This is a genomic window from Mucilaginibacter sp. GW821-FHT07G05, assembly GCF_059418565.1.
Window position 1 is genome coordinate 156795 of sequence record NZ_JBWKQC010000007.1, and the last position, 26777, is coordinate 183571.

Below are 26777 nucleotides of genomic sequence, written 5' to 3' on the forward strand. Positions count from 1 at the left end.
CAAGTCAATAATAATTATTAATCGGCAGCGGGCGAATAACGGTCAGGGATGCTGAAAGGGTATTCTAACTGCTGATCGAACTCTACTTTACTGTAACGCAAATTAACCTGTATTTTTTTACTTTTCACAACAGAAGCGATATCTATTTGCGATGGCACTGCCCTGTCATTAGCCTGTATGAACACATTATTGGTAACCTGTAACGATTGCTGCGCCAGCTGATTGGTTAAACTGGTTTGCGTAACCCGCAGATCGGGCCCTAAAATGAGCTTATATACCAAGTCTTTTAAACTGCCCGACATGTTGGTATTATTGTTAACCACCTCAAAGCTGCTGCCCTCGTTCAACGTTTCGGGAATGGCGTTGCCTACCAGTAGCGCTTGCAAAGTATTGTAATTGATTTGGCTGCTGGCAAATTTATAAATATAGCTGAACGGCTTTTTAATGTACAGCCCCTGAAATTTATTGATGATCTGTATGCTATCCGGCGTAATCAGTGCCCTGGCTACCTCAACACCCAATATAGCGGTGATGGATACCCAGATCTTTTTATCGCGGTTGATGCGGATGGTCATGGTGACATCTTTACTATCGCCATTGATGTTCAAATCGGTTTTGGCTTTGGCCGAAAAGGTATTGAAGCTTACCTGTTTGGCGCGGATGGCAGCCAGTTTAAGGCTTACATCATTAGCGGGCTTGGTTGCCGCGCTATCATTACGGTTTACTATTACCTGTTTTTTTGATTTACAGCTTGCCATTATTGCCAGGCAGCAAATGATGAACAGGCTATTCCGAATATTTTTTCTCATTTATCTTTTTTTCTAAAACCGGCGACTGCCTGCCACTTTCCTTCGCTTTCTTCCAGTTTTGTACGGCCGCGTTGGTGTCGCCTAAGTAAAACATAATATCGCCATAATGTTCTATCTGAACGGCGCTACTTGTTTTATCGTGCATAATGGCCTTCTCTATCCATAACCGTGCCTCGGCGTATTTCTTTTGCCTGAAAAGTATCCAGGCGTAAGTATCCTCAAACGATGCCGTGTTGGGTTGTAACTCGTTAGAGTGCTTTGACATTGACGCGGCCTTGTCTAACCTTTCATTCCTTAACGATAAATAGTAGGCATAATTGTTAAGGGTGAACGCATTATCCGGATTATATTCCAATGCTTTATCATAAGCATCGTCTGATGCCTTATCGTTCTTTTGTTCGTGGTAGCAATCGCCCAATGAGGCGTAGGTATATCCCATCAGGCTTTTGTCCTGATCGTCAATAGCGATAGCGTTTTGCAGGTAGCTTACCGCTTTATCGCAGTTCTTTTTTTGCTGATAGGCCACGCCTACCAAATAATTAAGCCAGGCCTGGTTTGGGAAGTACGACAGCGCGTTTTCGCCATCTTTTATAGCAGCATCATATTCGCTGTCTGATAATTCCAACCTCACCAATTGCTCAAAAGCGGCATAGTTATCGTTAGATAGTTGAATGGCTTTACGGAACAGCGGCTTGGCGTCCTTATATTTTTCGTTCTGCACAAGCATATCGCCGTACAGCGCCTGCGCCTTAGCATCTGCGGGGTGCGTAGCCGACAGGATCTTGCTCAACTCCAAAGCGCTTGCCTTGGCATTAGGGTCGGGAAATTTAGGCAGATAGCCCAGCACGATCTTCAGCTTTTGGTTAACATCAACATCGGGGTTGGAGAATGCCAGCACCAGCTCGTTAAAGCTGCCTTCGTAATTCTTTTTATCGCGATAGATGTCGGCCAATGCCAAATGCAGCATCCCGTTGTTCGGGTTAAGTTTACCGGCACGTTCCAACACAGCCAGCGCCTTATCGCTAAACCCGTTAGAGTTATACAGTTCGGAAAGCAGCAGGTAATACCTGAACTCGCCCGGATTTTCGGCAATGATATCTTCCAGGTCAGAAGCGGCTTTATCTACCCTCCCCTGTTTCAGATAGATCTTTTGTTTGCTCGCCAGCAGGTCATCATTGATCCCTGTAAGGGTTTCTACAAAATCGTATACCTTCAGCGCTTCATCATACCTCTTTTGTAAAAAGTACACGTTGGCCTTATCATAGTAATAATCGGGCTTATCGGGGTTTATGCGGATGAGCTCGTTAAATACGTTTTCGAGGTTGTTGATATTGTTGCTTTTTTCGTAGCTATCGGCCAAGGCCACCCAATACCATTCGTTATCAGCATTTACGGTTACGGCCCTTTCCAGCAGTTGTTGCGCTTCGTTAGGTTTATCCTGTTTCTTTTTCAGGTTAGCCAGTTCAAACAAAGCGGCATCATTGGCCGGGTTTACCTGCAATACGCGGTTAAACAGGTCAATAGCCAGCATATCATTCTCGATGGTTTTTTCGCGAAGAGCAGAAAAGAAGAGCTGCTTGGCCATAATACTGTCCATTGATGACATTGGTTTGGATACAACCATAACTACCCCACCCCCGGGCGCGTTTTGCGCGAAGGTAAGGGCAGGTAATGCCAGCATTAATATGAACAGCGTTTTCTTCATGTTACTTATTCCCTGTATGCCCATAACCGCCTGCACCGCGGGTTGTTTCGTTCAGCAGTTCAACTTCTTCCCATTGCACCGTTTCGTGGCGTGCCACTACCATTTGAGCTATACGGTCGCCGGTATTGATCTCGAAATCATCGTTAGACAGGTTGACCAGCAATACCTTGATCTCGCCCCTGTAATCGGCATCAATAGTACCCGGCGAATTAACAATGCCTATACCATGTTTGTATGCCAACCCGCTGCGCGGACGAATCTGCGCCTCATAACCTTCAGGTAATTCGATATGCAACCCAGTTGGGACTAATTTACGCTCCAATGGTTTAAGCGTTATTGTTGCTTCCAGATCGGCACGGAGGTCCATACCCGCGGCGTGGGCCGTTTCGTAGGCCGGTAAAATATTTTGCGACTTGTTAATTACTTTTATAATCATCTTTTAAATATGCTCATCAATTCTTTACGTTCAAAATAAAATGCAACGCCCGTGTAGGCCAGTAGCATGGCGTTACCTATAAAGATGTTGCGCTTAAAAACAACAAAAGATAAATATACTATTGCTACCGACGAAATTATATAGGCGAGGTTCTTTTTTACATTATAAGGAATCGGGTAGTTCTTTTGCCCCCATAAATAGGATAGTATCATCATGGAAGCATACGCTGCCAGCGAGATCCAGGCCGAAGCCACATAGCTGTATTTAGGGATAAAGATGATATTGAGCACTATGGTTAGCAATGCGCCAATACCCGAAATGTAAAGCCCGTATTTGGTTTGATCAGACAGTTTATACCATACCGACAAGTTCATGTAAATACCCAAACTGATATAACCGAAAAGCAGCACCGGCACAATTTTCAATCCCGACCAATAAAGCTCGCGCTGTATCGGGTTTGACGCCCTGATGAAGTACTTAAGCAGTTCGATATTGGCTATCAGCGCCACAAAAATGAGGCATATTGCTATCACAAAATAATTCATGATACGGGCATAGGTTTGTCCCGAATTTTTGCTTTCCGCATGGCTGAAAAAGAAGGGTTCGGCACCTAAGCGGAACGCCTGTACAAATATGCTCAGGAACAGCGCTATTTTGGCGCAGGCCCCGTAAATGCCAATCTCCTGCTCGCTGATGCTTTGCGGCAACAGTTTATCAAGCAAAAGCTTGTCTAAATTCTCGTTAATGATGAACGACATATTGGCCACCAATATCGGGAAGCTATACAATAGCATCTCCTTCAATATGGCCTTATCGAATTTCAATTTTATCTGGAAGATTTCCGGCAGCAACATCAGCAGCGTAAAAACACTGGCAACCAAATTCGACAGAAACACATAACCTACCCAATGCAGCCTGTACCATTGCTGCATCCACGCGGCACCCGGCAAATTATTACTAATAATGTATGGCACACCAAATAATAGGAACAAGTTGAGCGCTACCACCAATACCACATTCAAAAACTTGATGTAAGCATAACGCATCGGCCGGTTATCGGCGCGTAACTTGGCAAAGGGTATTACGCAAATGGCATCAATAGTCAATATATAGATGAAGCAGCGTACGTAAAAAACATAATCTTCAACGGTATTGGTATTACCCGTTTTGAGCCACAGGGCTATGGGGCGCGAAAACAATACGCTAAAGGTTAAAAACACCACGCTCATAGCCAAAACGGCTATAAAAGAGTTAGCGTAAACCTTATCCCTACTATCGCTACGTTTATTGAGGTACCTGAAATAGGTGGTTTCCATACCGAATGAAAGCATGGCACCGAGGATAGATGCCCAGCTGTACATCTTGGTAAAAATACCGTATACCTTTGTTGATAATATATTGGTAAGTATAGGGGTAAGTATAAAATACAGCGTGCGCGAAACAATGGTACTTAAACCATAAATAGCGGTTTGGCCGGCAAATTTTTTAGCAGTTGACAATGATGTAAAGAAGAAAAGTTTTAAAATCCGTTACCAGGCACGGTCCTTTTTCATGACCTCAAAATTACGATAGTTTTTTAATTCGCCATCATGGCTTTCAACCGAGCTTACTTCGGCATCTTCGGGGCCTTCGTTGCACCATTCCAAAAACATTTCAAGCGTGGGGGCGTCGGCTTCAGCAGCGATAAAAACATCGCCGTCGGGCTGGTTCTTTACATAACCGCGCACGCCCAGCTGGTCGGCAACGGCTTTGGTGGTAGCCCTGAAGTATACGCCCTGTACCTTGCCTTTTACCGTAATATCAATATGTTTTATCATTTATAGTTAACAGGTGAATGTAAATTGTGTGTGGCTATTTCAACACTAATGCAAATTAACTCAATACAATTTAATCAACCTAATAACGGCAAAATTTAAGGCTATATCAAACGTTTTACCTTAGTATCGGGAGTAATTTTAAAGCCGTCCAGGCCGGAGATCAGGTTAAGTCCCGGGGTTTTACCTGCCTGTAAGCTGCCTATTTCACCGGCTATACCTAAAAATTCGGCACCGTTGAGCGTACCCCATTGCACCAGTTTCTCCAGCGTTATGGCCGGGAACTTTTGCTGAATGGTGCGCATTTCATTAAGGATACAAAGCTTTGTGTTTGAAGCCAAACTATCGGTACCCAGGGTAATATTAAAGCCCTGATCTAAAAACAGGTTGATTTTTGGCAGGCGCTTTTCGATATATAAATTAGCATTGGGGCAAAAGCACCAGTGTATGTTACGGTCAAACCGTTTAATAAAGTAAATATCCTTCAGGTTGGTGCAGGTATTGTGCACCAGCAATATATCCTGGTTACTGGTAAGCAGCGGTATTATTGATTGTATGGAGTTACGTGCCTGCGGTTTAAAGTGACTGATATCAACTCCTAAAAATTCATACAGCTCATTAAAATTACCCAGCTTGTAGCGATAAAACTTGTTCTCATCCTCACACTCCTGGTTGTGCATGCTAATGAGGTTATTATTGGCATCGCTGTGTTTTTTTATCAGCTTAAATAATTCCTTAGATACCGAGTATGGCGCATGCGGCGTAATTGATGCCGGGGCGGGTTTAAACTTTTGCAGCAGTTGCAAGGCATTATCAAATATCTCGTTAGCCTTGTCGGGCAAAAAGCCCAGCACCTCTACAAAGGTATGGTAGTATAATTTGCTTTTGGCTTTTATAGCCAGGCTAACATCGGTATTGGCAATATCGCCAACGGCAACAATACCGTTATCGTACATTTCCCGGTCGGCCTTTTCGGCGGCGGCAATGGCATCGGCCTCTACCTCGCCATTACGGCGAATAGTGATAATTTCCTTTACGAAATTAACCAGCCCGTTACCCTGGGCTATTTTATCTTTAAGGTGCGAAAGTTCGAGATGGCAGTGGGTGTTTACAAAACCGGGACAAATAATACCGTTAAGGTTTTCGATATCGCCGGGTTTTACACCGGCAGCGGAGGGGTTATCAGTAACTGATATTATTTTACCATTATCGTCAACGGTTACTATTCCATTTTTAATCGGATCGGCATAAACAGGGAAAACGTAATCGGCTTTAAAACTTTTCATCGGTATCTATTAGCATCTTCTATAAACGTTCTTTTTACTTTTTATGCCCCATCAATAAAATACAATTAACCTATAGTTATTGTTTTTAAACCAAATAAAAGAAATGATTTTAAAAAAATATAAATTTTTTTAATTTAAGTACCTTTGTATTGTGAATAATACAACGGCAAAAATTGACATCCGCAACCTAACGCTTGAAAGTCTGCAACAGCACTTTACACAAATTGGTGAAAAGAGCTTTAGGGCTAAACAAGTGTATGAATGGCTATGGAAGAAATCGTGCTTCTCATTCGACGAAATGAGCAATATTTCAAAAGAACTGCGCACTAAGTTAAACGAAAATTTCACCATTAATAATGTTAAAATTCACAGTTCACAACTTAGTGGAGATAAAACTATAAAAAATTCCTTTATTCTACACGATAATCATTTAATTGAGGGGGTTTTAATACCAACAACCGACAGAATGACGGCTTGCGTATCATCGCAGGTTGGGTGCAGCCTTACGTGTAAATTTTGCGCTACAGGTTACATGGAACGCAAGCGCAACCTTAACCCCGATGAAATATACGACCAGGTGGTGTTAATTGATAAGCAATCGCGCGAGAATTATAATACTCCTTTAACCAACATTGTTTATATGGGCATGGGCGAACCCCTGCTTAATTACGCCAATGTATTAAAGTCGATAGAAAAAATCACTTCGGAAGAAGGACTTAACATGGCTGCCAAGCGTATCACGGTATCAACCGCAGGCATTGCCAAAATGATCAAAAAACTGGGCGACGACCAGGTGCGTTTTAACCTGGCCCTGTCATTGCATGCCGCCAACGATGAAAAACGTAATACTATTATGCCTATCAACGAGCAAAATTCGCTTAAAGCGCTTGCCGAAGCCTTAAAGTATTACTACGCCAAAACCAAAAACGCGGTAACTTACGAGTACATTATTTTTGATGGCGTGAACGATGGTATACAGGATGCCATAGAACTGGCCCGCTTTTGCAAGCACCTGCCTTGTAAGGTGAACATTATTGAATATAACCCGATAGCCTTTGCCAGTTACATTAATGCCGGTGAAGATAAGGTAGAGGCCTTTGCCGATTACTTGCGCAAGCAAGGCATCACCACCAACCTGCGCCGTAGCCGTGGTAAGGATATTGATGCCGCCTGCGGTCAGCTGGCAATAAAAGAGAACGAAAAAGAAAAGGTTTCTTAATAAATACAGCTCATAGCATATCAATGAAAATAAGGAACAGTTATCTTGCTGATTTTATTTCGTTGATATTCCCCGAGCTTTGCGCCGCCTGCAATGGCAGCCTGGTTGGCGGCGAAGATATTTTATGTATCGATTGCCGCTATAACCTCCCTTATACCAATTTTCATCAGCATAACGATAATATTTTGGCGCGCCAGTTTTGGGGTAAAATAAATATTGAAGGCGCTTATGCCCTGCTCCACTTTGCTAAAGGCGGCAAGGTGCAAAATATGGTGCACCGTTTTAAGTACGATGGTGTGCAGCAAATAGGCGTGCTGCTGGGCAGTATAGCGGGTGAACAGCTAACCGAGGTTTCTACTTACAACAGTATCGATCATATTATTCCTGTCCCCTTGCACAAAAGCAAATTGCGTAAGCGCGGTTTTAACCAGAGCGCCTGCTTTGCCGATGGGTTGGCAAGCAAGTTAACCGCCACGGTAGTTATTGATAACCTGGTAAGGATAAAAGCGACTGAAACCCAAACCAAAAAAAGCCGCTTTTCGCGCTTCGAGAACATGCAGGAAGTTTTCGCGGTACAAAACCCGGAACAGTTGGCAGGCAAACATATTTTATTGGTTGATGACATTGTAACCACCGGCTCAACCCTCGAAGCCTGCGGATTGGAACTCCTCAAAATACCGGGATTAAAATTAAGCGTAGCCGCGATTGCGTATGCGGAATAAGAATTGTAAATAACTGTCATCCTTCACTCCGCTCAGGATCTTCTTCGCCATACCTTGCAAGTGACAGATGCTTCGTTTCTCTCAGCATGACAGGGGAAGTAAAACACAAAGCGCGATGGGTTCCCCATCGCGCTTTGCATAAAAAATCATTCTAAAATCTACTATTCACCGCTAACTACTCACCATTCACTACTCCCCCTTCACCAAATTATTGCTTTTGGTAGCGGCTCAATTTATTGTAAAGCGTTTTCGGGTCGAACGGTTTCAGCAGGAAATCGTTCATGCCTGCATCGGTGATCTGGTTGATCTCCGCATTCAGCATCGACGCGGTTAGCGCTATAATAGGCAACTGCTGGTAGTACGATTCGTCGTTTGAACGGATAAGCTGGGTGGCTTCCAGTCCGCCCATTTCAGGCATGTGGATATCCATTAATACCGCATCGTAGTTATGATTAGCTAAAATTTTATCTACAGCCTCACGTCCGTTCTCGGCAAAATCTGTTGATGCGCCCCATTTTGTAAGTACTTTGTTAACCAGTAACCTGTTTATCTGGTTATCGTCCACCACTAATACGTTAATATTTAGTTCTGTTTCCACTGTATTATTATTACTAAGCGTTTGGCCATCGGCCTTGTTAAATGTAATGGTAAACCAAAATGTAGATCCCTGTTCGGGCACACTATCCACGTTAATACGTGAATCGTGCAGTTCTATCAGGCGTTTACTAATCGGCAACCCTAAGCCTGTTCCGCCGTATTTGCGTGTGGTAGCCGCATCTGCCTGCTTAAAAGACTCAAATATGGTATTTATCTTATTATTGGGTATACCAATGCCGGTATCTGTTACAGCAAACCGTATACGTACGCTCGATCTACTTTGTTCTATTACTTTTAAATCAATTGTTACGCCACCCTTTTCGGTAAACTTAACCGCGTTGCTCATCAGGTTAAGCAATATCTGGCATAAGCGGGTGCGGTCGCCAATAACTACATCGGGTATGGTTGGGTCAATATTCTGCGTAAGGGTGATGTTCTTTTCGCGGGTACGGTAGCGTATAGAACTGGTAACGCTTTGTATCAGTTCGCGCATATTCATATTCGCTTTTTCCAGCTCCACGTTCCCGGTTTCTATCTTGGTAAAATCGAGCACATCGTTGATAAGCGTCATGAGGTTCTCTGCCGAAAACTTCAGGATGTTCAGGTTTTCGCGCTGCGATTCGGTAGCGGCATCTTCCACCAACAGGTGCGACATGCCTATCACCGCGTTCAGCGGCGTGCGCATCTCATGGCTCAATACCGATATAAACATATCCTTGGCACGGTTAAGCTGCAAGGCTTCTTCCTTGGCCGCAATCAGCTCCAGCTCTACCTTCTTTTTAGCGGTGATATCAATAATTACTTCAATGTATTTATCAACCTTACCTACCTCGTTCAAAATTACCGAATTGATCACCGAGATCCATAGCGGTTGCCCGTCTTTACGGTATATCAGCAGATCAACCTCGAAAGATTGCTTGTTTTTTGATAGTTCGCGGGTACGCTCAATAATGCTGAAGTCGGTTAATTCGCCCTTTACTACATCACCAAGGTGCCTGCCGCGTACATCATTTATATTATAACCGGTTATTTTTTCAAAACCGTTGTTTATCCACTCTACATTGCCATTATGGTCGTTAATAATAACGCCACCCGTAGTGCTGCTGGCCACTAGCGACAACATTTTCAGCTGCTGGTCTGATTTTTTGCGTTCGGTAATGTCATACATCACCCCTATCTGGCGCTCTACCTTACCGCTTTCGTTAAACAGGGGACTGTTAGACATGCTCACCCATTTTACAATACCATCTTTAGGGTATATCTTCAGCTCAACATCATAAGCCTTGTTCTCCTGCACTGCTTTTACGGCCGAGTTAAATACGTCAAGGTCGGTTTCTTCACCTATCAGCATCTTGCCCATGCTTTTACCTTCTACCTCTTCAAAGCTATAGCCTATCACCTCTTGCATGGCTTTGTTCATCCACATTACCACGCCATTGGCATCGCGAATGATGATACCGTTTGGCGATTTACGCGCCGCGAACGACATGATCTCCAGTTCCTGCTCGGCTTTTTTACGCGGGGTGATATTGATAATTACACGGATGTATTTATCGGCATTACCATCCTGATCGCATATTACAGAGTTGAGCACAGTGATCCAAAGATCTTCGCCATCTTTAGTGGTACTAAGCAAATCGATCTCGAACGCCTTTTTACGGCTCATCAACTCATCCAGCTCATCTATTGACGCGTTTTGACCCTGATCTTTCAGTATCACATCGCGCAAGCGGCGATCCTTTACATCGGCAAGGTTAAAGCCGGTAATGGTTTCAAAGGCATCGTTTATCCAGGTCACCTTATCGTTGGCATCACTAATTACCACGCCATTGCTGATCTTGCTGGCTACTAACGATAATTCTTCCAAATCGGCAAGTACCTTTTTTTGGTAGCTGATATCTCGACCGCTGGCATACCATTTATTTTGCTTAAAGGTAATTGTCCAGCTTATCCACTTAATTTCCTGTAGTTTATTGATGATGGGGGTTTCCATCTCAATGGCCCTTTGCTGTTTGCCAAGGCCTTCTTTTAATATTTTTAACGAGGCTACGCGGTTTTCCTCCGGGAAGAAATCCCATATAGCATGACCGATGGCCTCATCAACCTCGTAACCCAAAATGCGGGTAACCGATTTATTTATCAGTTCAATCCTGAACTCCTTATCCATTATGCAATGAATTTCGGGCGAGGTATTGAAAAGGTTTGAAAATTCCTGGTATGCCTTTAGGCTTTCTTCAAGCTCCAGTTTTTGCTTACGCAGATTAAAGTGCGACATTACCTCACCTGCAAGCGTGGTTAAGGCATCGCGTTGTTCATCGTTCAGTTCGCGCGGAACGGTATCCACTACGCACAACGATCCTAAACGGTAACCATCCGGATCAACCAGCGGGGCACCGGCATAAAACCTGATGTTAGGCTCCTGCGAAACAAATACGTTGTCTTTAAAAATTTCGCTTTGCTGCGCATCGGGCACCTCCAGTATAGTATCATTAAGGATGGTGTAATTGCAGAAAGCATCCGCGCGAGGTATCTCTTCGGCATCAATGCCTACTTTTGATTTTATCCATTGCCTGTCGGCATCTATCAGGGTGATGAGCGCAACGGGCACCTGGCATATATAGGAAGCTAAACGGGTAATGGCATCGTATTCTTTTTCAGGTAATGTATCTAACACATTGTAAGACCTAAGCGCCCGGAGGCGCTCAGGTTCAATATCTGAAATAGATTGTTGCTTTATCTCCATTTATTATTCCCACACTTTTACTCTTTATACAAAGGGTAATCGTCCATTAGCTTATGCACTTTCTTACGTATTTTCTTGATAGAAGTTTCATTTTCCGGGTCAATAATTACCGCGTCAATCAGCTCTACGATCTCCTCCATCTGTTTTTCCTTCAATCCGCGGGTGGTAATTGCGGCCGTACCAACACGTATACCCGATGTAACAAACGGCGATTTGTCATCAAACGGAACCATGTTTTTGTTTACTGTGATGTCGGCTGTTACCAGGGCGTTTTCGGCAGCTTTACCGGTGATGTTTTTGTTGCGCAGATCAATTAACATCAGGTGGTTATCAGTACCGCCCGATATAATTTCATAACCCCTGTCAACAAATGCTTTCGCCATAGCCTCGGCATTCTTTTTAACCTGTAAAATGTACTTCATGTAGCTATCGCTAAGGGCTTCGCCAAACGCGATGGCTTTTGCTGCTATAATATGCTCAAGCGGGCCACCTTGTGTACCGGGGAACACTGCCATATCTAACAGGGAAGACATCATTCTTGTTTCGCCTTTTGGCGTTTTAATGCCCCATGGGTTCTCAAAATCTTTACCCAGCAGTATTAAACCACCACGCGGGCCGCGCAATGTTTTGTGTGTAGTAGTAGTTACAATGTGGCAATGCGGCAGCGGATCGGTCAGTAAACCACGGGCAATCATACCCGACGGATGCGAGATATCGGCCAGTACAATAGCGCCTACCTTATCGGCAACGGCGCGTATAAATTCGTAATCCCAATCGCGCGAGTAAGCCGAAGCGCCGCAGATGATCATTTTTGGTTTTACCTCCAGCGCCACTTTTTCAAGCTGCGCGTAATCGATAAGACCTGTTTCTTTAACTACACCATAAAAATGAGGCTCATATAATTTACCCGAGAAGTTAACCGGCGAACCATGAGTTAAGTGCCCTCCATGAGAAAGATCGAACCCAAGAATTTTATCGCCCGGCTGAAGGCAGGCCAGCATTACCGCGGCATTGGCTTGCGCGCCAGAGTGCGGCTGCACGTTTGCCCACTCGGCATTAAACAATTGCTTAGCCCTGTCAATAGCGATGGTTTCAATTTCATCAACAATTTGGCAACCGCCATAGTAACGTTTGCCCGGTAAGCCTTCGGCATATTTGTTAGTAGCTACAGAACCGGCAGCTTCCATTACCTGTTTGCTTACAAAATTTTCAGATGCTATCAGTTCAATGCCTTCTTCCTGGCGCTGCTGTTCTTCGTCAAGCAGCTTAAAAATTAATTTGTCTCTTTTCATGTTATATTTAAAAAACGCCCCTAAGTTAGGCAATTGTGTTGAGAATTAAGAGTTAAGAATCAAGAGGCAAGACCAAATACCAAATTGGTTTTACGTATTCATGACCTGATCTTTACAATATCTTAATCAATTTACACTTCGCAGTGCTATGGTTATATATGACTCGCCTTATCCTAATCTCCTTATTTTTCAATCTATTCCGCTGGTTGGTTTACCCACTTCGTCCTGAATCTTTATTCCTGAATCTCCTTAGCCGATATCCAAAAGTTATTATACCCTAAGCCTATCTGTATATCTATCAGTTCCTGCTGCAGCATTTCAAGCATGGCTAAAAAGTTGTATACAAAATGCACCTTGTTTTCTGATTGACTTACCATCGCCTTAAAATCCATCATCCGGTTTATGCGGAGCAAATCGCCGATGGCCGTTTTTTGATCTTCTATGGTATATGGGTATTGTACAATGGTATGCTTTACCTCTTCGGTACGGTTATAGTAGTTCTTCATCAACCTGCCATAAACTACCATCAGGCGGTAAAGGCTCAGGTCTGAAAGTTCTTCGCCGGGAATGGGAACTTTTTCCAGTTGCTCCAGGTCCTGCTTTATGTTGCCGCGTTTTTCCTGTTTAAAGCGTTCATCTTCATACGGCCGAATTTCTTCGCAAAGGTCTTTAAAGCGTTTATATTCTACCAGTTTGCGTATCAGTTCTTCCTTGGTATCAATCTCGTTGCCGGCTTCGTCGGTTTCGTAGCGGGGCAGTAACATTTTGGCCTTGATGCGCATAAGGGTAGCGGCCACAAAAATAAACTCGCTGGCTACCTCCATGTTCAAAATGGTCATCTGGTGAATGTAGTTCAGGAAGTCGTCGGTAATGCGCGCGATGGGGATGTCCTGAATATCGAGCTCATCTCTTTCTATGAAGAAAAGCAACAGATCAAACGGACCTTCAAACTGGGGTAATTTTATTTCAAAATTATCGTCAGACATAAACTGCTCAAAATTAAGGTTAATTGAGACTTAAATGAATACCCGGCAGCGTTTTATTTAAAACAATTATATGTTGCGGCTTGTCGTGATATTTATAATTATTTACCGTAATTTGCAGGTTAAAATTTGTAATTAATGTCGATGCAGGTACCCGCCGGGAATTTGTTGGAGAAAATACAGTACCCGGCTGATTTAAAGCAGCTTAAAGAAGAGGAATTAGAACAGGTTTGCCAGGAGCTGCGCCAATATATTATTGACGTTGTATCGGTAAACGGCGGGCACTTTGCCGCCAGTCTTGGTGTGGTAGAACTTACCGTGGCCCTGCATTATGTTTTAAACACCCCTTACGATCAACTGGTTTGGGACGTAGGCCACCAGGCTTACGGCCATAAAATACTTACCGGCCGCCGTAACGATTTTCATACCAACCGTGTTTATAAAGGTATTAGTGGTTTCCCCAAACGTGGCGAAAGCGTATTTGATACTTTTGGCGTAGGCCACTCGTCTACTTCTATTTCTGCCGCTTTGGGCATGGCTGTGGCTTCGCAATATAAAGGCGAAACCGACAGGCAGCACGTAGCCGTAATTGGCGATGGCGCCATGACCGCCGGTTTAGCCTTTGAAGCGCTTAACCATGCCGGTATTGAAAACTCAAACCTGCTGGTGATCCTTAACGACAATAACATGTCTATCGACCCTAATGTGGGCGCGCTTAAGGAATATCTTACCGATATTACCACTTCAAAATCATACAACCGCTTTCGCGATGATATTGCGCATGTACTGAACAAGCTTTCGGCCATTGGGCCTGATGCTTTTAAAATAGCGCAAAAAATTGAGAAGAGCATTAAAGGCACTCTGCTGAAAAAGAGCAATTTCTTTGAAGCTTTGAAGTTCCGCTATTTTGGCCCTATCGACGGGCACGATGTAAAGCATCTGGCAAAAGTATTGAACGATCTGCGTGATATACCCGGCCCTAAGCTGTTGCATTGCATCACGGTAAAAGGTAAAGGCTACGCCCTTGCCGAAAAAGACCAGACCAAGTGGCACGCTCCCGGCCTGTTCGATAAAATAACCGGCGAGATCAAGAAAACAAAATACGATAAACCCCAGCCACCTAAATACCAGGATGTGTTTGGGCATACCATTATTGAACTGGCCGAGCAAAACCCTAAAATAATGGGGATTACGCCGGCTATGCCATCGGGCTGTTCTCTCAACCTGATGATGAAGGCCATGCCTAACCGCGCTTTCGATGTTGGTATTGCCGAGCAGCACGCCGTTACATTTTCTGCCGGATTGGCTACACAGGGCATGGTGCCTTTTTGTAACATCTACTCCAGCTTTATGCAACGCGCTTACGACCAGGTGATACATGACGTAGCCATACAAAAGCTCAACGTGATATTTTGCCTTGACCGTGCCGGTATTGCCGGTGCCGACGGACCAACACACCACGGCGCTTATGATTTAGCTTTTATGCGCTGCATCCCTAACATGGTGGTATCTGCCCCTATGAATGAGGAAGAACTGCGCAACCTGATGTATACTGCCCAGCAGGAAAACATGGGACCATTCGTGATCAGGTATCCGCGTGGTAACGGGGTAATGGTAGACTGGCAACGTCCGTTCAAGGCTATACCTGTAGGTAAAGGCCGCAAGGTTTGCGACGGCGAAGACGTAGCGATATTAACCATTGGTGCGATCGGCAACGAGGCAACAAAAGCTATTGCTACCCTTAACGAAGAAGGCTACTACCCTGCCCATTATGATATGCGCTTTGTAAAACCTTTAGATGCCGACCTGCTGCATGATGTTTTCCAAAAATTCGGCAAGGTAATTACTGTTGAAGACGGCTGCCTTGATGGCGGTATGGGAAGCGCCATATTAGAGTTTATGGCCGATAACGGTTACAGCGCTACAGTAAAACGCCTAGGCATGCCCGATGCCATTGTTGAACACGGCGAACAACCCGAGCTTTGGGCCGAATGCGGTTACGATGCCAATTCCATCGCCGAAGAGGTAAAAAAGATCGGTATTAAGAAGAATACACATACTATAGCTTCGTAAAGGAGTATATTAATATATAAACAGGAAGAGCGGCTATTGGCCGCTCTTCCTGTTTATATAAAACTCGTCATTGCTAACGTAGTAAAGCAATCCCCGGCATACAGAGTCGTTTACTCGAAAACCATTACCTCAACTGTAAGCTGAAAGCTTACGCCATGCTAAGTCACGAGTTACGCTATGCTAAACTCGCGACAGCTCTTTTATTTACTCTTCCGTCAGCAAACAGCTTCGGGCGAAAACGGGCAGAATATTGAAGGCCATAAGCGCAAAGGCGGGCATAGTGAACTTGTTGCATGTGGGTAAGGAACGAGCGGCGGGGCAAAAGTTCCAGCCCAAAGTTCTGCACGTTTTGCGGGGTATGGCCTTGTGCGGCAAAGAAGCCTTTTGCTGGACAAGGGTTTTGTTACTTTTGTCCTCAAAAGTAATGGGGCCCTGCGCCCAAGAGCAGACCAAGGTTAATTACAGCACAAGCCAAAAAACTAAGTAGAGATTACTTCGTACCTACCCCTTACGTATTAAAAAACTGTCATTCTGAACGCAGTGAAGAATCTTCTTCACTATACTTATCTGCGATAGATGCTTCGTTCCTCAGCATGACAGTGGAGAGGAGTTGTGAGCCATCGTCATTTTACCTTCAAAGTCCAAAAAGATTTGACTAAATAACACTTCTATTAATGTGCCCTATAACTTGCCAAATCATTATAAATGCTGCGGAACGAGCTGCGGATACCGAAGGTTAGCATGGCTGTTTTATCATGAAACTGGCTGTTTTTTTCATCACGGATGATACCGCCGAGTTCTATTCTTAAATTGTATTTGGGGTTAAGCAGGTAGGCTATTTTGCCTTCGGCATATACCATATTGGTGGTTAGGCCCTGGCCTATGTAGTTACCGTTGGCCTTTGCCGGGTCGCGATAGCTTTGGAAAAGGTCTTTACCGTAGTTTAGTCCGTCCATATCTAAACCGTAATGACCGTAATCAACTTCGGCAGAAAAATCAAAACGTTTGTAAGAATAGTTCAGCAAGCCCACTACCTCACGGAAGTTTGCTCCCCATGGATGTGCAAGCGGTTCGCTGTTGCCGGTATGGTTAATAGCCGTGCTGCGTTCCGAATAGGTGTATGGCCTGATGTTGTTGGTTTCTACCAGATAACTCAAATTTTTCACCTGGAAAAGGTTTGCTCCGCGGACACCTAATTGCCAGCTGTATTTGTTACGTGAGCTGCCACCGTTCGAGAAGAAGTTAGAGGCCTCAAACTCATCCAGCGCGAACTGGCCATAAGCGGTGATACCATCGGTAAATTTGTACTTACTGTTTAAGCCGATCAGCGCGTTATCCGGCGATCCGCCCGTGGCCTCAACCGGCCTTAAGAAAATGATAGGATTGATATACGAAAAATCGAACCCTCGGCTGTGGCCCAAATCATCCTCATTAGCCCAAACTACGCAATCGAAAAAGCCTAATGACAGCTTATTGGTCACGTTCCAGTCGAGGTAATGGTAGATGGCCCATTTTTTACGATCGTGGCTATAATCATTGATCAGTCCGTTTTGCGGGTCGTTGTAATAGCTCCACATGGCCATATATTTCACATTGCCCAGCGTACCGGTCAACCTGAAGAATGGCGCAGGCGAACTATAGTCCGACAAAAATACCGAGCGGTAACCATCGCCGATAAACGTTCTGTCCCTACCGGCGGAGATATTCAAGTATTTAATGGGCGTGTAAGATACGTTAGCCGTAATGTACGACCATTCCTTGGTTTCCTTTCCACCGCTCCTGTCATAAGCCTGCCCGGGTACAATACCCACCTGGTTAATGTAAGTATCTAAATACTCGGGGAATATGCCCCTGTTTAAAAAGCCGCCAATATTATACGAGAACTGGCTGCCAACCGTACCGCCCAATTGCAGGCCGTAGGTGGTAATGTAAGTATTCTTCTTTTCGCCTCTGAAAGTACGGCCAACGGTTATATCAGGTAAAATGTCGGCATAAAAAGTACTGTTTGCCGATTTTTCATCAATCAGGTGTTCGGTAAATAATTTGCGGTATCCCCAACTATGCGTGCTGCCATCCACATTATAATTCATTACAGAATCATAGGCCTTACGCAGCAGCGAATCATCAACCAAAAACGGTTTCAATGAACTATGCACCCGTGTTTTGGTAGAGTACACATCGGCATTTAATTTTTGGTAAAACTGGTATGAATAGGGTTGATATTGTGATTGCGCACCCGCAACATTAATAATTAAAAATAAAAGTATAATGCTGCTAAATATCTTCTTCATAAATCAAATTTATCATTAAAACCTATTCAAAATAATTAAGGGTTTTAAAGCCCCCTTTTTGCAAGTAGTCGTCTTTTTTCACCAGATGCAGATCTGACAACACCATGTCGGTCACCAGTGCCTGCAAATCATATTTAGGTATCCAGCCCAGTTTTTCGCGGGCCTTTGTAGCGTCACCAATTAATAAATCAACCTCGGTAGGCCTGTAATATTTCGGATCAACCTTTACTACCGTTTGGCCAAATCGTAAGGCATCGGCATTTAAGCCAAGATCGTGTATTTTTTGTTCATCGAGGTCAATAATCACCCCTTTTTCAAATTCATTTTTTCCGCTGAACTCAATTTCAATACCCAGCTCTTCAAAAGCGAGCTTTATAAAATCGCGCACGGTGGTAGTTACCCCGGTGGCTATAACAAAATCTTCGGCTACTTGTTGCTGCAACATCAGCCACATGGCCTCAATATAATCTTTGGCATGCCCCCAGTCGCGCTGCGCGGAAAGGTTGCCCACATACAAAAACTGTTGCAGGCCAAGCGCTATTTTAGCAGCGGCACGGGTTATTTTGCGGGTAACAAAAGTTTCACCGCGTATAGGGCTTTCGTGGTTAAATAATATACCGTTACAGGCATACATGCCATAAGCTTCGCGATAATTAACGGTGATCCAATACCCGTACATTTTAGCCACAGCATACGGCGAACGCGGATAAAACGGCGTGGTTTCGCTTTGCGGAACTGCCTGCACCAAACCATAAAGCTCGGATGTGGAAGCCTGGTAAATGCGTGTTTTTTGTGTAAGCCCTAACAGGCGAACAGCCTCTAAAATACGCAGCACACCTATCCCATCGGCATTGGCCGTGTATTCGGGCGTATCAAAGCTTACCTTAACATGGCTTTGCGCGGCAAGGTTGTAGATCTCGTCGGGCTGTACTTCCTGAATAATACGGATGAGATTGGTTGAATCGGTAAGGTCGCCGTAATGAAGCTTGAACTTTACACCCTGCTCGTGCTGGTCGCGGTACAGGTGATCAATACGATCAGTATTAAATAACGACGAGCGCCGCTTTACCCCATGCACCTCATAACCCTTCTTCAGCAAAAACTCTGCTAAATAAGCGCCATCCTGACCGGTAATACCTGTTATGAGTGCAATCTTCATGGATAATGTTAGACTTTACAATATTATCTAATTTAATTGTAAAAACAGGCATGGTTGGTTGGGGTTTATTGGAAGGGGGATTAAGCACTCCTCTTCGATAAGAATACAACCATATTTTTAAAGTAAGCAAACAGCTTCGGGCGAAAGCGGGCAGAACTATGATGGCCACGAGCGCAATGGCGGGCATAGGAACTTGTTGCATGCGGGGAGGAGTGAGCGGCGAAGCATGGGGCAAAAGTTCCAGCCCTAAGTTCTGTTCGGTTTGCAGGGCAAGGCCTTGTGCGGCAAAGAAGCCTTTTGCTGGACAAGGGTTTTGTTACTTTTGCCCTCAAAAGTAATGGGGCACTGCGCCCAAGAGCAGACTAACGTTAATTATAGCACAAACCGTAACAAGCAGAAGAAAGCAACGAGATTGTTTCTTATCCACCCATGACGTATTAAAAAACTGTCATTCTGAACGTTTGAAGAATCTTCTTCGCTATGCTTATCTTCGATAGATGATTCGTTCCTCAGCATGACAGTGGAGAGTAGGTGTGAGCCATCGTCTTTTGCTTTCCAAGTCCAAAAAGATCTAAAATTCCCAATGACGCGATTTTATATGAAATGGGCTAATATTATATCCCCGCTACACCTTCTTCCAGTTCTTTGTACCACTCCTCGCCGTATTTGCGGATCAGTGGTCCTTTCAGGAACTCGTATACGTGTACTTTGAGTTCGTTGCCGAAGCTACAGGCCGGGCTACAGATGCTCCAGCGGTCGTAGTTGAGTACGTCGAACTCGGGATATTTGGTGATGCGGATGGGGTACAGGTGGCAAGAGATCGGTTTTTTCCAGTTTACTTCGCCGGCTTCCCAGGCTTTTTCAATGGCACATTTGGTGATGCCGTTCTCCCAGGTTACATAGGCGCATTCTTTATTGGTATCCACACATGGGGTGGTATAATCGCCCTCAAAATCGGTTACGTAAGTGCCTTCACGCTCAATCGTGGCTATGCCCTTCTCGGTCATGTAAAGTTTTACTTTAGGGTAGATCTCGTCGAGTATGGCCAGTTCTTCATAATCTAAGGGGGCGCCCGAATCACCTTCGAGGCAGCATGCACCTTTGCACTTGTTAAGGTTGCAAACAAAATTCTCTCTCAACACATCCTCGTGCACCAATATGTTACCTACTTCGATCATCCTTATTTTTTTCTTATTTTTTTATCGGGTTTAACGGATACTTCAGCCCTTTGGCATCGGTAAGGTCCATTGTTAAACTACCTACAATTACTTCAACATGCGCACGTACCGGTATTCGGTTGGCATCGTCAGTTATCCACAAATATAGCTTACTATTCTTTTTAAATATTTTACCGGGAATAATTGTCGGGTTAAACTTCAAACAATTAAAAGTACCCATAGAACATTTCATTTTCTCTTTACCCAGATAGGTGATGTTTAACTTATGAATACCATCCTCTAAAAAGTAGGGCATATCAATAGTTTCGCCAATTTTCAGCTTTGATATATCCAGCGACCGGGCAAAATAGTAGGCCGATACAAAATCAAACATCTGCCCCTTAAACGGGAATACGCCTTTATCGGCGGTGATCTTGCCTGTTTCGTGGTCAAAGCTCACCTTATCGCTGTGTTTGTAGCTTCCCTCCTTACGGTTTTCGGTGTAGAGGTAAGGTAACAGCGTGCTTTTATCTACAAAGCTTTCGTAAGTGTTGCGCACCTTATAAAATATATCAAAGGTTCCGGCAGTTTTGCCCTCGGCGATGATATGAAAGGCGGGCTTACCATTAAACTTCTGATTGCTTTCTTCAGTCCGCAGATTAGCTTCGGCAGCCGTGAAGAAACCATATTTGAGTTTATAACTCAATTGCTCGCCAACACCAAACACGGTATTGTTCACCTTATCGATGTCTTGCGCGGAGCCGCTTATAGCACTTGCCAGTAACAAGAGCGTGGCGAGTAGATATCTTTTTATAGAGTGTTCTTTTTGCACGTTATATAAATATGTAAGTAAAATATGCATAGTGTGTTTATAATTATACCGGGTTTGACTTACACCGCCGTGAATAGTTTAAGCCCGGCTATACAACACATTATCGCGCGTATTATTACATCACTGCAAAAAGCACACCATTAATCTTTCCTTTTATAGATAGGCACCGTTGAGCAAGGCTCACCAAACATCAAACTTTTGGCCACAGGCGTAAGTTTTTTAGTCAGTTCAACATAAGCCGATACCGGTACCGGGATATCGCCGCAACCTTTTATCACCAAGCGCTGATCGCGGTATTTCTCCGCATCGAGATTTGCGTTTATCGATTTTACAAACAATACAGTTTCCAGCGTTTCGGCATCGCCAAATACTACTTCAATGGCGTAAGGCGCTAAGCGGTTAGCCAATAGCATGTAGGCCCATGCAGGTACTATGGCATCGGCGGTGCAGGTAACGGCAACATATTTACCTTCGTATTGCGTCCAGTCGTGCGTTTTTACAAACTCCCTGAAATCCTTCTCACGTAACATCAGCTCCATAAACAGGTTATTTTTGATATCATATACCACGCGTTCGCCAGCCGGGTAAAACTCGGCAGGGTCAAGCGTAACCAATCCGCTTTGGGCAACTTTATTGATGATGTTTTCCTGTATTTCCATGGTGCGTTAAAATAAAAAATCCGGGAGTGGCTATAACGCTGCTCCCGGATACAAAATTACTTTAATTTCTATTATAAGAACTTAGCTCTGTAATCTTTTACATTCGCCTTATCTTTCAACGCGTTCAGCAGCTGGCCACTGGCACGTTGAGTAAGGTTTTGGCCTATCTGTTGTTTCTCTCTTACAGTATTGGCCAGTGCAGCAGGCTTAACAAAACTTTCAACTACATAAGCGTAAACGCCGTTTTGGCCTTCAACACCTTTTGACAGTTTGTTTGGCTGCGAACCGAATATTGAACCTACCAGTGAATACTCGGCACCAACACCCGGAATAACAGGGTTAGCGAATACGATATTTTGAACCGGAACAACAGGAGCGCCTACTTTTTGACCTAACTGATCGATAGAAGAAGCTGAAGCTGATTGTATTTTCTCTAACAGTTGTTTAGCTTTTACTTTGTTGCGTACAGCCGCTTCAATTTGCGGTTTTACTACCTCTAAAGGTAATGTACCTTCAGGTTTAATAGTGGTTAAGTGCGCAACAACATACTGATCGCCGCTGCTGAATACCTGGTCAGATACATCGCCTGATTCGGCTTTAAATGCCCAGCGTACCAGATCACGGGCCGACTCAAGACCCGGAAGTGATGCTGTGATACCGCTTACATCATTAGCAGGGGTTAACTGTAGTTTCTCTTTTTTAACTTCGGCATCAAAGTTACCGCCGCTTACGCTGGCCAAAAATGCCTGCGCCTTGTTGTAAGCTGCCGATTGGGTTTCTTTACTCGGGATAAGCGGTTTATCAACAATAGCTATCTTAGCTACTTTTGAAGATCCTTTTTGATCAACAATTTTTATAAGGTGTACACCAAACTGCGAGGTAACTATTTTGTATTCGCCTTTAGTACCGTTAAATACTGCTTCGTCAAACACAGGCACCATAGTACCACGACCGAAAGTACCTAAGTCACCACCTTTTTCGGCAGATTGCTTATCGATAGAATATATTGTAGCCAGATCAGCAAATGATTTGCCGGCAACAATCAGTTTTTTCAATGAATCGGCTTTAGCCAATGCTTTTTCAACACCACCTTCTGTAGCAGGGTTAATCAGGATGTGGCTTGCTTTAACTGAATCCGGACCAACACGTGAGTCAACCAGTTTAGCCAGCTTGTAGCTGCCGTTTGACAGGTACGGACCATATACAAATCCTTTTGCAGCGCTAAACATTACCGAATCAACCGCAGGCTCTAACGCGCCTTTCTTTTGATAAGCAAGAGGCGTTTTAGTTTCAGAGTTAACCTGTACGTATAACGAGTCGTTAGTGCTTGCTTTAAAATCAGGCAGCATTTTTTCTACCTGCGCTTTAACCGCAGCGCTATCAGCTTTTGAAGCCGCACCGTTAAAGGTTACGTACTCAATATTTCTTAATTCCTGATCGGTTTTAAATGATGCTTTGTGCTCATTATAAAAATCGCTGTAATCGCCATCAGTAATGGTTACTTTACTATCAGGGATAGAGGCGTATGCAAGCGCTACATATTTAAAGTTAACCAGTTTGTTTTTGGCTTCGTAGTCATCCTGCGCTTCAAGCGAGTTAACATATAAGCCATTGGTTACCAATGAAACATATTTTTGTGCTTTTTTCGACTCTATCATCTGAGCAACAAAAGCGTTCCATTGTGATTTCATCGGATCGCCTTCTTTAGCTGCTTTGATATTATTTAAAACATTGTTCAGTTTAACCCTGTCAACCTGACCGGTTTGAGGATCGCCGAAAGCTTGTATAATTTGCTGATCAGGATTTTTACCGCTGATCATGTCTTGGGTTTCGGCAGTACCTACTACCAGGCTTAATCTGTCAAGTTCCTTTTTAAGTATAGCCTGGCTTAATAACTGGTTCCAGGTGTTCTCCTGAATGTAGCTTGTAATTTGAGGCGATAAATTGGCACCGTATTGCTGCCTGTATTGATCGGTATTTTGCTCAACTTTTTTGTTGAAATCAGCGTAAGGTATCTTTTCACCTGCCACAACACCAATTGTATTGGCATCGCCCCTAAGTAGCGAACCTCCAAAATGGATTACCTCACCTGCAATAAATGCAAGTAACGCGACAGCGATGACGATAACCAGTATCATACCCATTCGCTCCCGCAGAAAACTCATTATTCCCATATAAACGTTATAATTCTATAATATTATGTTACTTAAAAAGAGGGCGCAAGATACAACTTTTAGTAAAATTCTATAATACAAAAAATTGCAAAAATAAAACAATTATTGCGCGGCGGGGTTCTCGTTCACGTTGAAAATTCCTGTGGTTTGTTTCAGCTTATAATGCGTCATGTTTTCATCACTTTCAAAGTTGGTACCATTAATAATATTGCCGTCCTTAGTGGTTATTTGAACGGGCATGGTTGAATACATGATATGCTTATTCTGGTCCCATATCAATTCTTCTGATTTGTATACGGTACCTTCATTGTTTGATGCCACTACATTTTTGTGCAGCTCAAAAACACCTTCGGCATCTCGCCACTTGGCTGTGTTGGATACGATCTTGGCTGTTTCCTTCAGGCTATCTATTCGATAGATAGTCACCCCCTTAGGCATATCCTTGTATGATTTTTCGGGTTTGACTTTTGGAGTTTGGCTGTCTTCCTGGTTAAATGAATAATCAAGCACCAGCGGCGCCAAGGCCCTTGTTTTTACTCTTGCCGAATCGCTGAATATAAGCTCAACATTGGTGGTACGCTGCACAGGCTTGCTTACGTCTCCCGCGGCAATCTCCTGAATTTTTTTCAGGTCGTTCTCGCAAGATGACAATAGCATTAAGGCGGCTAATGCCGGTATAACCATAACCGATGTTAACCTTTTACCCCACATTGCTTTATACCAATTAATCAAATTTGTAACGACGGAACCACTTATCGTTAAGTGTAAAGCCTAAACGGATGTTTACGTAGCTTTCGCGTACTAAACCATTGGTTAGGCTACCTCTTTTACCTACTTCGGCAGAGATATTGATCTTGTAGAAACTGCTCAATCCCGGGCGCAACGGTAAGCCTAAACCTACTGTACCGGCATATTGATTTATATCGGTATTGTTTAATGAAAGGTAAGTTTGGTTGTACATAAAGCCGAAGCGATAATCAACCAGTGCCCAATAGTTATTCAGTTTGTTGATATTAGGTGTTATTTGCGCGCCAACGTTAATCGTCTGGCTGTTTTTAAAGCCTTGTTTTTGGCCGTCAATAGCAAAATCAGACCACTTGCCCATACTATAATCAGCACCTACCAGTAATTTGGCACCCATACGGTACGATATACCGAAACGGTTGATCTGAGGTAGTTGCAATTGCGTTTTAGGACCTAAGACACTTGTTAAGGTATCTGTTGCCGGGTTTTCGTTACCGGTACCATCTGTTGAATAGTGTGACGTGTATCTATTCGTCTCTATATCAAGCTTTGAATTAGCCGAACCTGAATAACCGATAGTTAAACGGTTTTTGTCAGAGATATCAAACATGTATTGGATACCGTAATCGTAGTTTAAGCCTTGTATACGCTGGCTGATCTCGGTACGGGTATTTTGTGTACCATATAATGCGGGGATCTCGGTAGAACTGTAGTTTTTAAGGTTACCGAATATATAAGAGATATTAGCACCTATTGACAAGTGTTTGCCAATACCAAATCCATAACCGATATAAGCTTTTGTAAGACCACCTTCACCTGTATAAATAAAGTTTACCGCGTTGGTATCGGCCGGTGAGCCCGAGCCCAGGTTACTTTGCGATTGCCTATAATTATAACCCACATCGCTGTAAGGCGTTAAACCGAACACTATGGCCGAACGCTTGCTTACCGGTAAACCGAAAGCCAGGTGGTTCAGGCTAAAGTTTTTGCTGCCTTGCGATGTTTGCCCTGATTGTGAAAGCGTAATAAAGTTGCCGTATACGCCAACATCGATAGTAGTAAGATCTATCATGGCGTTGGCAGCCGGGTTGGTCAAGTTAACTGTACTGTAACCGCTTATTGAGTTGATACCTGTAGAAATGCCCCCCATACCCGCGTTTTGAGGCAGCAATTGCGGTGCAATTTCACCTATACCGTACCTTGAATAAGGCGAACTTGTATTGGTGCTTAATTGCGCGCTTGCCTCAAAAGTAACGGCAGCAAATAAAAATGTTATAAGAATTCTGGAATATTTAATCATTATGCTGTTGTATAGCTGCGTTTAATCCTTTTAAAACCAAGTATGGTTCAATTTTTATATAGGGGGCAAAGATGCTATTTTTCAGTAGAGTATCAAAAAAAATGCTGTCGCCGCCTGTTAGTATAATATTTAGTTGTTCGTTGTTGCTTCTGTAGCTTTCAATAAAGCCCGTTAATTCATATTTAATACCGTTTTGCACGCCCGATTTAATGGCGCTGGTGGTATCGTTACCAAACCCGGTGTTAAAAAGCTCGTCGCTCTCTATAAGCGGTAAACCCGCTGTATAGTAATTCAATGCTTTATAACGTGTATTTAATCCGGGTGATATACTGCCCCCGAAATAATTTCCTTCGGCATCAACCCAGTCATAAGTAATAGCGGTACCACCGTCAATTACCAAACTGCCTTTGCCCGGGTACAAATATTTAGCGCCGGTTACAGCGGCCAGCCTATCAAGCCCCAGCGTATGTGGTGTAAGGTAATGGTTATTGATACCCGCGGCAATTGCAGCGCTGAACCAGGTTACAGGTACAGTTGCCGCCAAAGCTGTTAGCCATTCGGGCTGTTCTTTTTTTACTGATGATACAATAGCTTTATCAAACGCGTAAGCGGTTTTCAGATCATTAATAAGGTTGGTATTAACCACCGTATAATGATCGGTAAACAGCAATGTATCGTGTTCAAAAACAGCCAGCTTTACCAGCGTATTACCAATATCGATAACCAAATTAGCCATTAAGCCGCTGTTGATATCGGGGTTAGTAAAACAGCCTGTACGCCTG

Annotated in this window: 21 protein-coding genes; 3 read left to right on the forward strand and 18 right to left on the reverse strand. The window is 43.7% G+C overall.

Annotated features, from left to right (window positions below; genetic code table 11):
* Positions 1–17: 17 nt before the first annotated feature.
* The 6 genes from lolB1 to AC07NA_RS18190 form a co-directional block, all read right to left on the reverse strand.
* Positions 18–809 (reverse strand): lipoprotein insertase outer membrane protein LolB1, encoded by a 792-nt coding sequence (gene lolB1, locus AC07NA_RS18165; protein WP_494899002.1) that lies wholly within the window; start codon positions 807–809, stop codon positions 18–20.
* Positions 787–2514 (reverse strand): tetratricopeptide repeat protein, encoded by a 1728-nt coding sequence (locus AC07NA_RS18170; RefSeq protein ID WP_494899003.1) that lies wholly within the window; start codon positions 2512–2514, stop codon positions 787–789. The genes lolB1 and AC07NA_RS18170 overlap by 23 nt, the downstream gene beginning before the upstream one ends.
* A 1-nt stretch (position 2515) precedes the next feature.
* On the reverse strand, positions 2516–2950 hold the full coding sequence (dut, locus tag AC07NA_RS18175) for a dUTP diphosphatase (protein WP_494899004.1): 435 nt from the start codon (positions 2948–2950) through the stop codon (positions 2516–2518).
* On the reverse strand, positions 2947–4449 hold the full coding sequence (locus AC07NA_RS18180) for an oligosaccharide flippase family protein (RefSeq protein ID WP_494899005.1): 1503 nt from the start codon (positions 4447–4449) through the stop codon (positions 2947–2949). Before AC07NA_RS18180 ends, dut begins: the two co-directional genes overlap by 4 nt.
* Before the next feature lie 30 nt (positions 4450–4479).
* Positions 4480–4764, reverse strand: a complete 285-nt coding sequence (locus tag AC07NA_RS18185) for an acylphosphatase (RefSeq protein ID WP_494899114.1) — start codon at positions 4762–4764, stop codon at positions 4480–4482.
* Between the two features lie 104 nt (positions 4765–4868).
* On the reverse strand, positions 4869–6050 hold the full coding sequence (locus AC07NA_RS18190; protein WP_494899006.1) for an amidohydrolase family protein: 1182 nt from the start codon (positions 6048–6050) through the stop codon (positions 4869–4871).
* A 151-nt stretch (positions 6051–6201) separates the two neighbouring features.
* On the opposite strand from AC07NA_RS18190, the gene rlmN reads away from it, so the two are divergent.
* A complete protein-coding gene (gene rlmN / locus AC07NA_RS18195) occupies positions 6202–7269 on the forward strand; it encodes a dual-specificity RNA methyltransferase RlmN (protein WP_494899007.1) in 1068 nt (355 codons plus the stop codon).
* A gap of 23 nt (positions 7270–7292) precedes the next feature.
* The gene (locus AC07NA_RS18200) at positions 7293–7991 is read left to right on the forward strand and encodes a ComF family protein (protein ID WP_494899008.1); all 699 of its coding nucleotides are present in this window, start codon (positions 7293–7295) and stop codon (positions 7989–7991) included.
* Between the two features lie 208 nt (positions 7992–8199).
* Here AC07NA_RS18200 and AC07NA_RS18205 read toward each other — a convergent pair whose 3' ends face one another.
* The 3 genes from AC07NA_RS18205 to AC07NA_RS18215 form a co-directional block, all read right to left on the reverse strand.
* On the reverse strand, positions 8200–11331 hold the full coding sequence (locus AC07NA_RS18205; RefSeq protein WP_494899009.1) for a PAS domain S-box protein: 3132 nt from the start codon (positions 11329–11331) through the stop codon (positions 8200–8202).
* 17 nt (positions 11332–11348) lie between these two features.
* Complete coding sequence (glyA, locus tag AC07NA_RS18210; protein WP_345212589.1) at positions 11349–12623, reverse strand: serine hydroxymethyltransferase; 1275 nt, start codon at positions 12621–12623, stop codon at positions 11349–11351.
* Between the two features lie 233 nt (positions 12624–12856).
* Positions 12857–13609, reverse strand: coding sequence for a segregation and condensation protein A (locus AC07NA_RS18215; protein ID WP_345212590.1), 753 nt, complete (start codon positions 13607–13609; stop codon positions 12857–12859).
* A 141-nt stretch (positions 13610–13750) separates the two neighbouring features.
* Here AC07NA_RS18215 and dxs point away from each other — a divergent pair, with 141 nt between their 5' ends.
* Complete coding sequence (gene dxs / locus AC07NA_RS18220) at positions 13751–15679, forward strand: 1-deoxy-D-xylulose-5-phosphate synthase (RefSeq protein ID WP_494899115.1); 1929 nt, start codon at positions 13751–13753, stop codon at positions 15677–15679.
* 671 nt (positions 15680–16350) lie between these two features.
* On the opposite strand, the gene AC07NA_RS18225 is transcribed toward dxs, so the two are convergent.
* The 9 genes from AC07NA_RS18225 to AC07NA_RS18265 all read right to left on the reverse strand — a co-directional run bounded on the left by AC07NA_RS18225 (position 16351) and on the right by AC07NA_RS18265 (position 26731).
* On the reverse strand, positions 16351–17970 hold the full coding sequence (locus tag AC07NA_RS18225; RefSeq protein WP_494899010.1) for a gliding motility protein RemB: 1620 nt from the start codon (positions 17968–17970) through the stop codon (positions 16351–16353).
* Between the two features lie 22 nt (positions 17971–17992).
* Complete coding sequence (gene gmd, locus AC07NA_RS18230; RefSeq protein ID WP_345212592.1) at positions 17993–19129, reverse strand: GDP-mannose 4,6-dehydratase; 1137 nt, start codon at positions 19127–19129, stop codon at positions 17993–17995.
* A gap of 614 nt (positions 19130–19743) precedes the next feature.
* Positions 19744–20307 (reverse strand): DUF3109 family protein, encoded by a 564-nt coding sequence (locus AC07NA_RS18235; RefSeq protein WP_494899011.1) that lies wholly within the window; start codon positions 20305–20307, stop codon positions 19744–19746.
* A 13-nt stretch (positions 20308–20320) separates the two neighbouring features.
* On the reverse strand, positions 20321–21148 hold the full coding sequence (locus AC07NA_RS18240) for a DUF3108 domain-containing protein (protein ID WP_494899012.1): 828 nt from the start codon (positions 21146–21148) through the stop codon (positions 20321–20323).
* 110 nt (positions 21149–21258) lie between these two features.
* A complete protein-coding gene (locus tag AC07NA_RS18245; protein WP_494899013.1) occupies positions 21259–21777 on the reverse strand; it encodes a DUF2480 family protein in 519 nt (172 codons plus the stop codon).
* 71 nt (positions 21778–21848) lie between these two features.
* Positions 21849–23942, reverse strand: a complete 2094-nt coding sequence (locus tag AC07NA_RS18250) for a peptidylprolyl isomerase (protein ID WP_494899014.1) — start codon at positions 23940–23942, stop codon at positions 21849–21851.
* 111 nt (positions 23943–24053) lie between these two features.
* Complete coding sequence (lptC, locus tag AC07NA_RS18255; RefSeq protein ID WP_494899015.1) at positions 24054–24662, reverse strand: LPS export ABC transporter periplasmic protein LptC; 609 nt, start codon at positions 24660–24662, stop codon at positions 24054–24056.
* A 13-nt stretch (positions 24663–24675) separates the two neighbouring features.
* Positions 24676–25995 (reverse strand): BamG family beta-barrel-assembly machinery protein, encoded by a 1320-nt coding sequence (gene bamG, locus AC07NA_RS18260; protein WP_494899016.1) that lies wholly within the window; start codon positions 25993–25995, stop codon positions 24676–24678.
* Positions 25988–26731, reverse strand: a complete 744-nt coding sequence (locus tag AC07NA_RS18265; protein WP_494899017.1) for a type III pantothenate kinase — start codon at positions 26729–26731, stop codon at positions 25988–25990. The genes bamG and AC07NA_RS18265 overlap by 8 nt, the downstream gene beginning before the upstream one ends.
* Between the last annotated feature and the right edge of the window lie 46 nt (positions 26732–26777).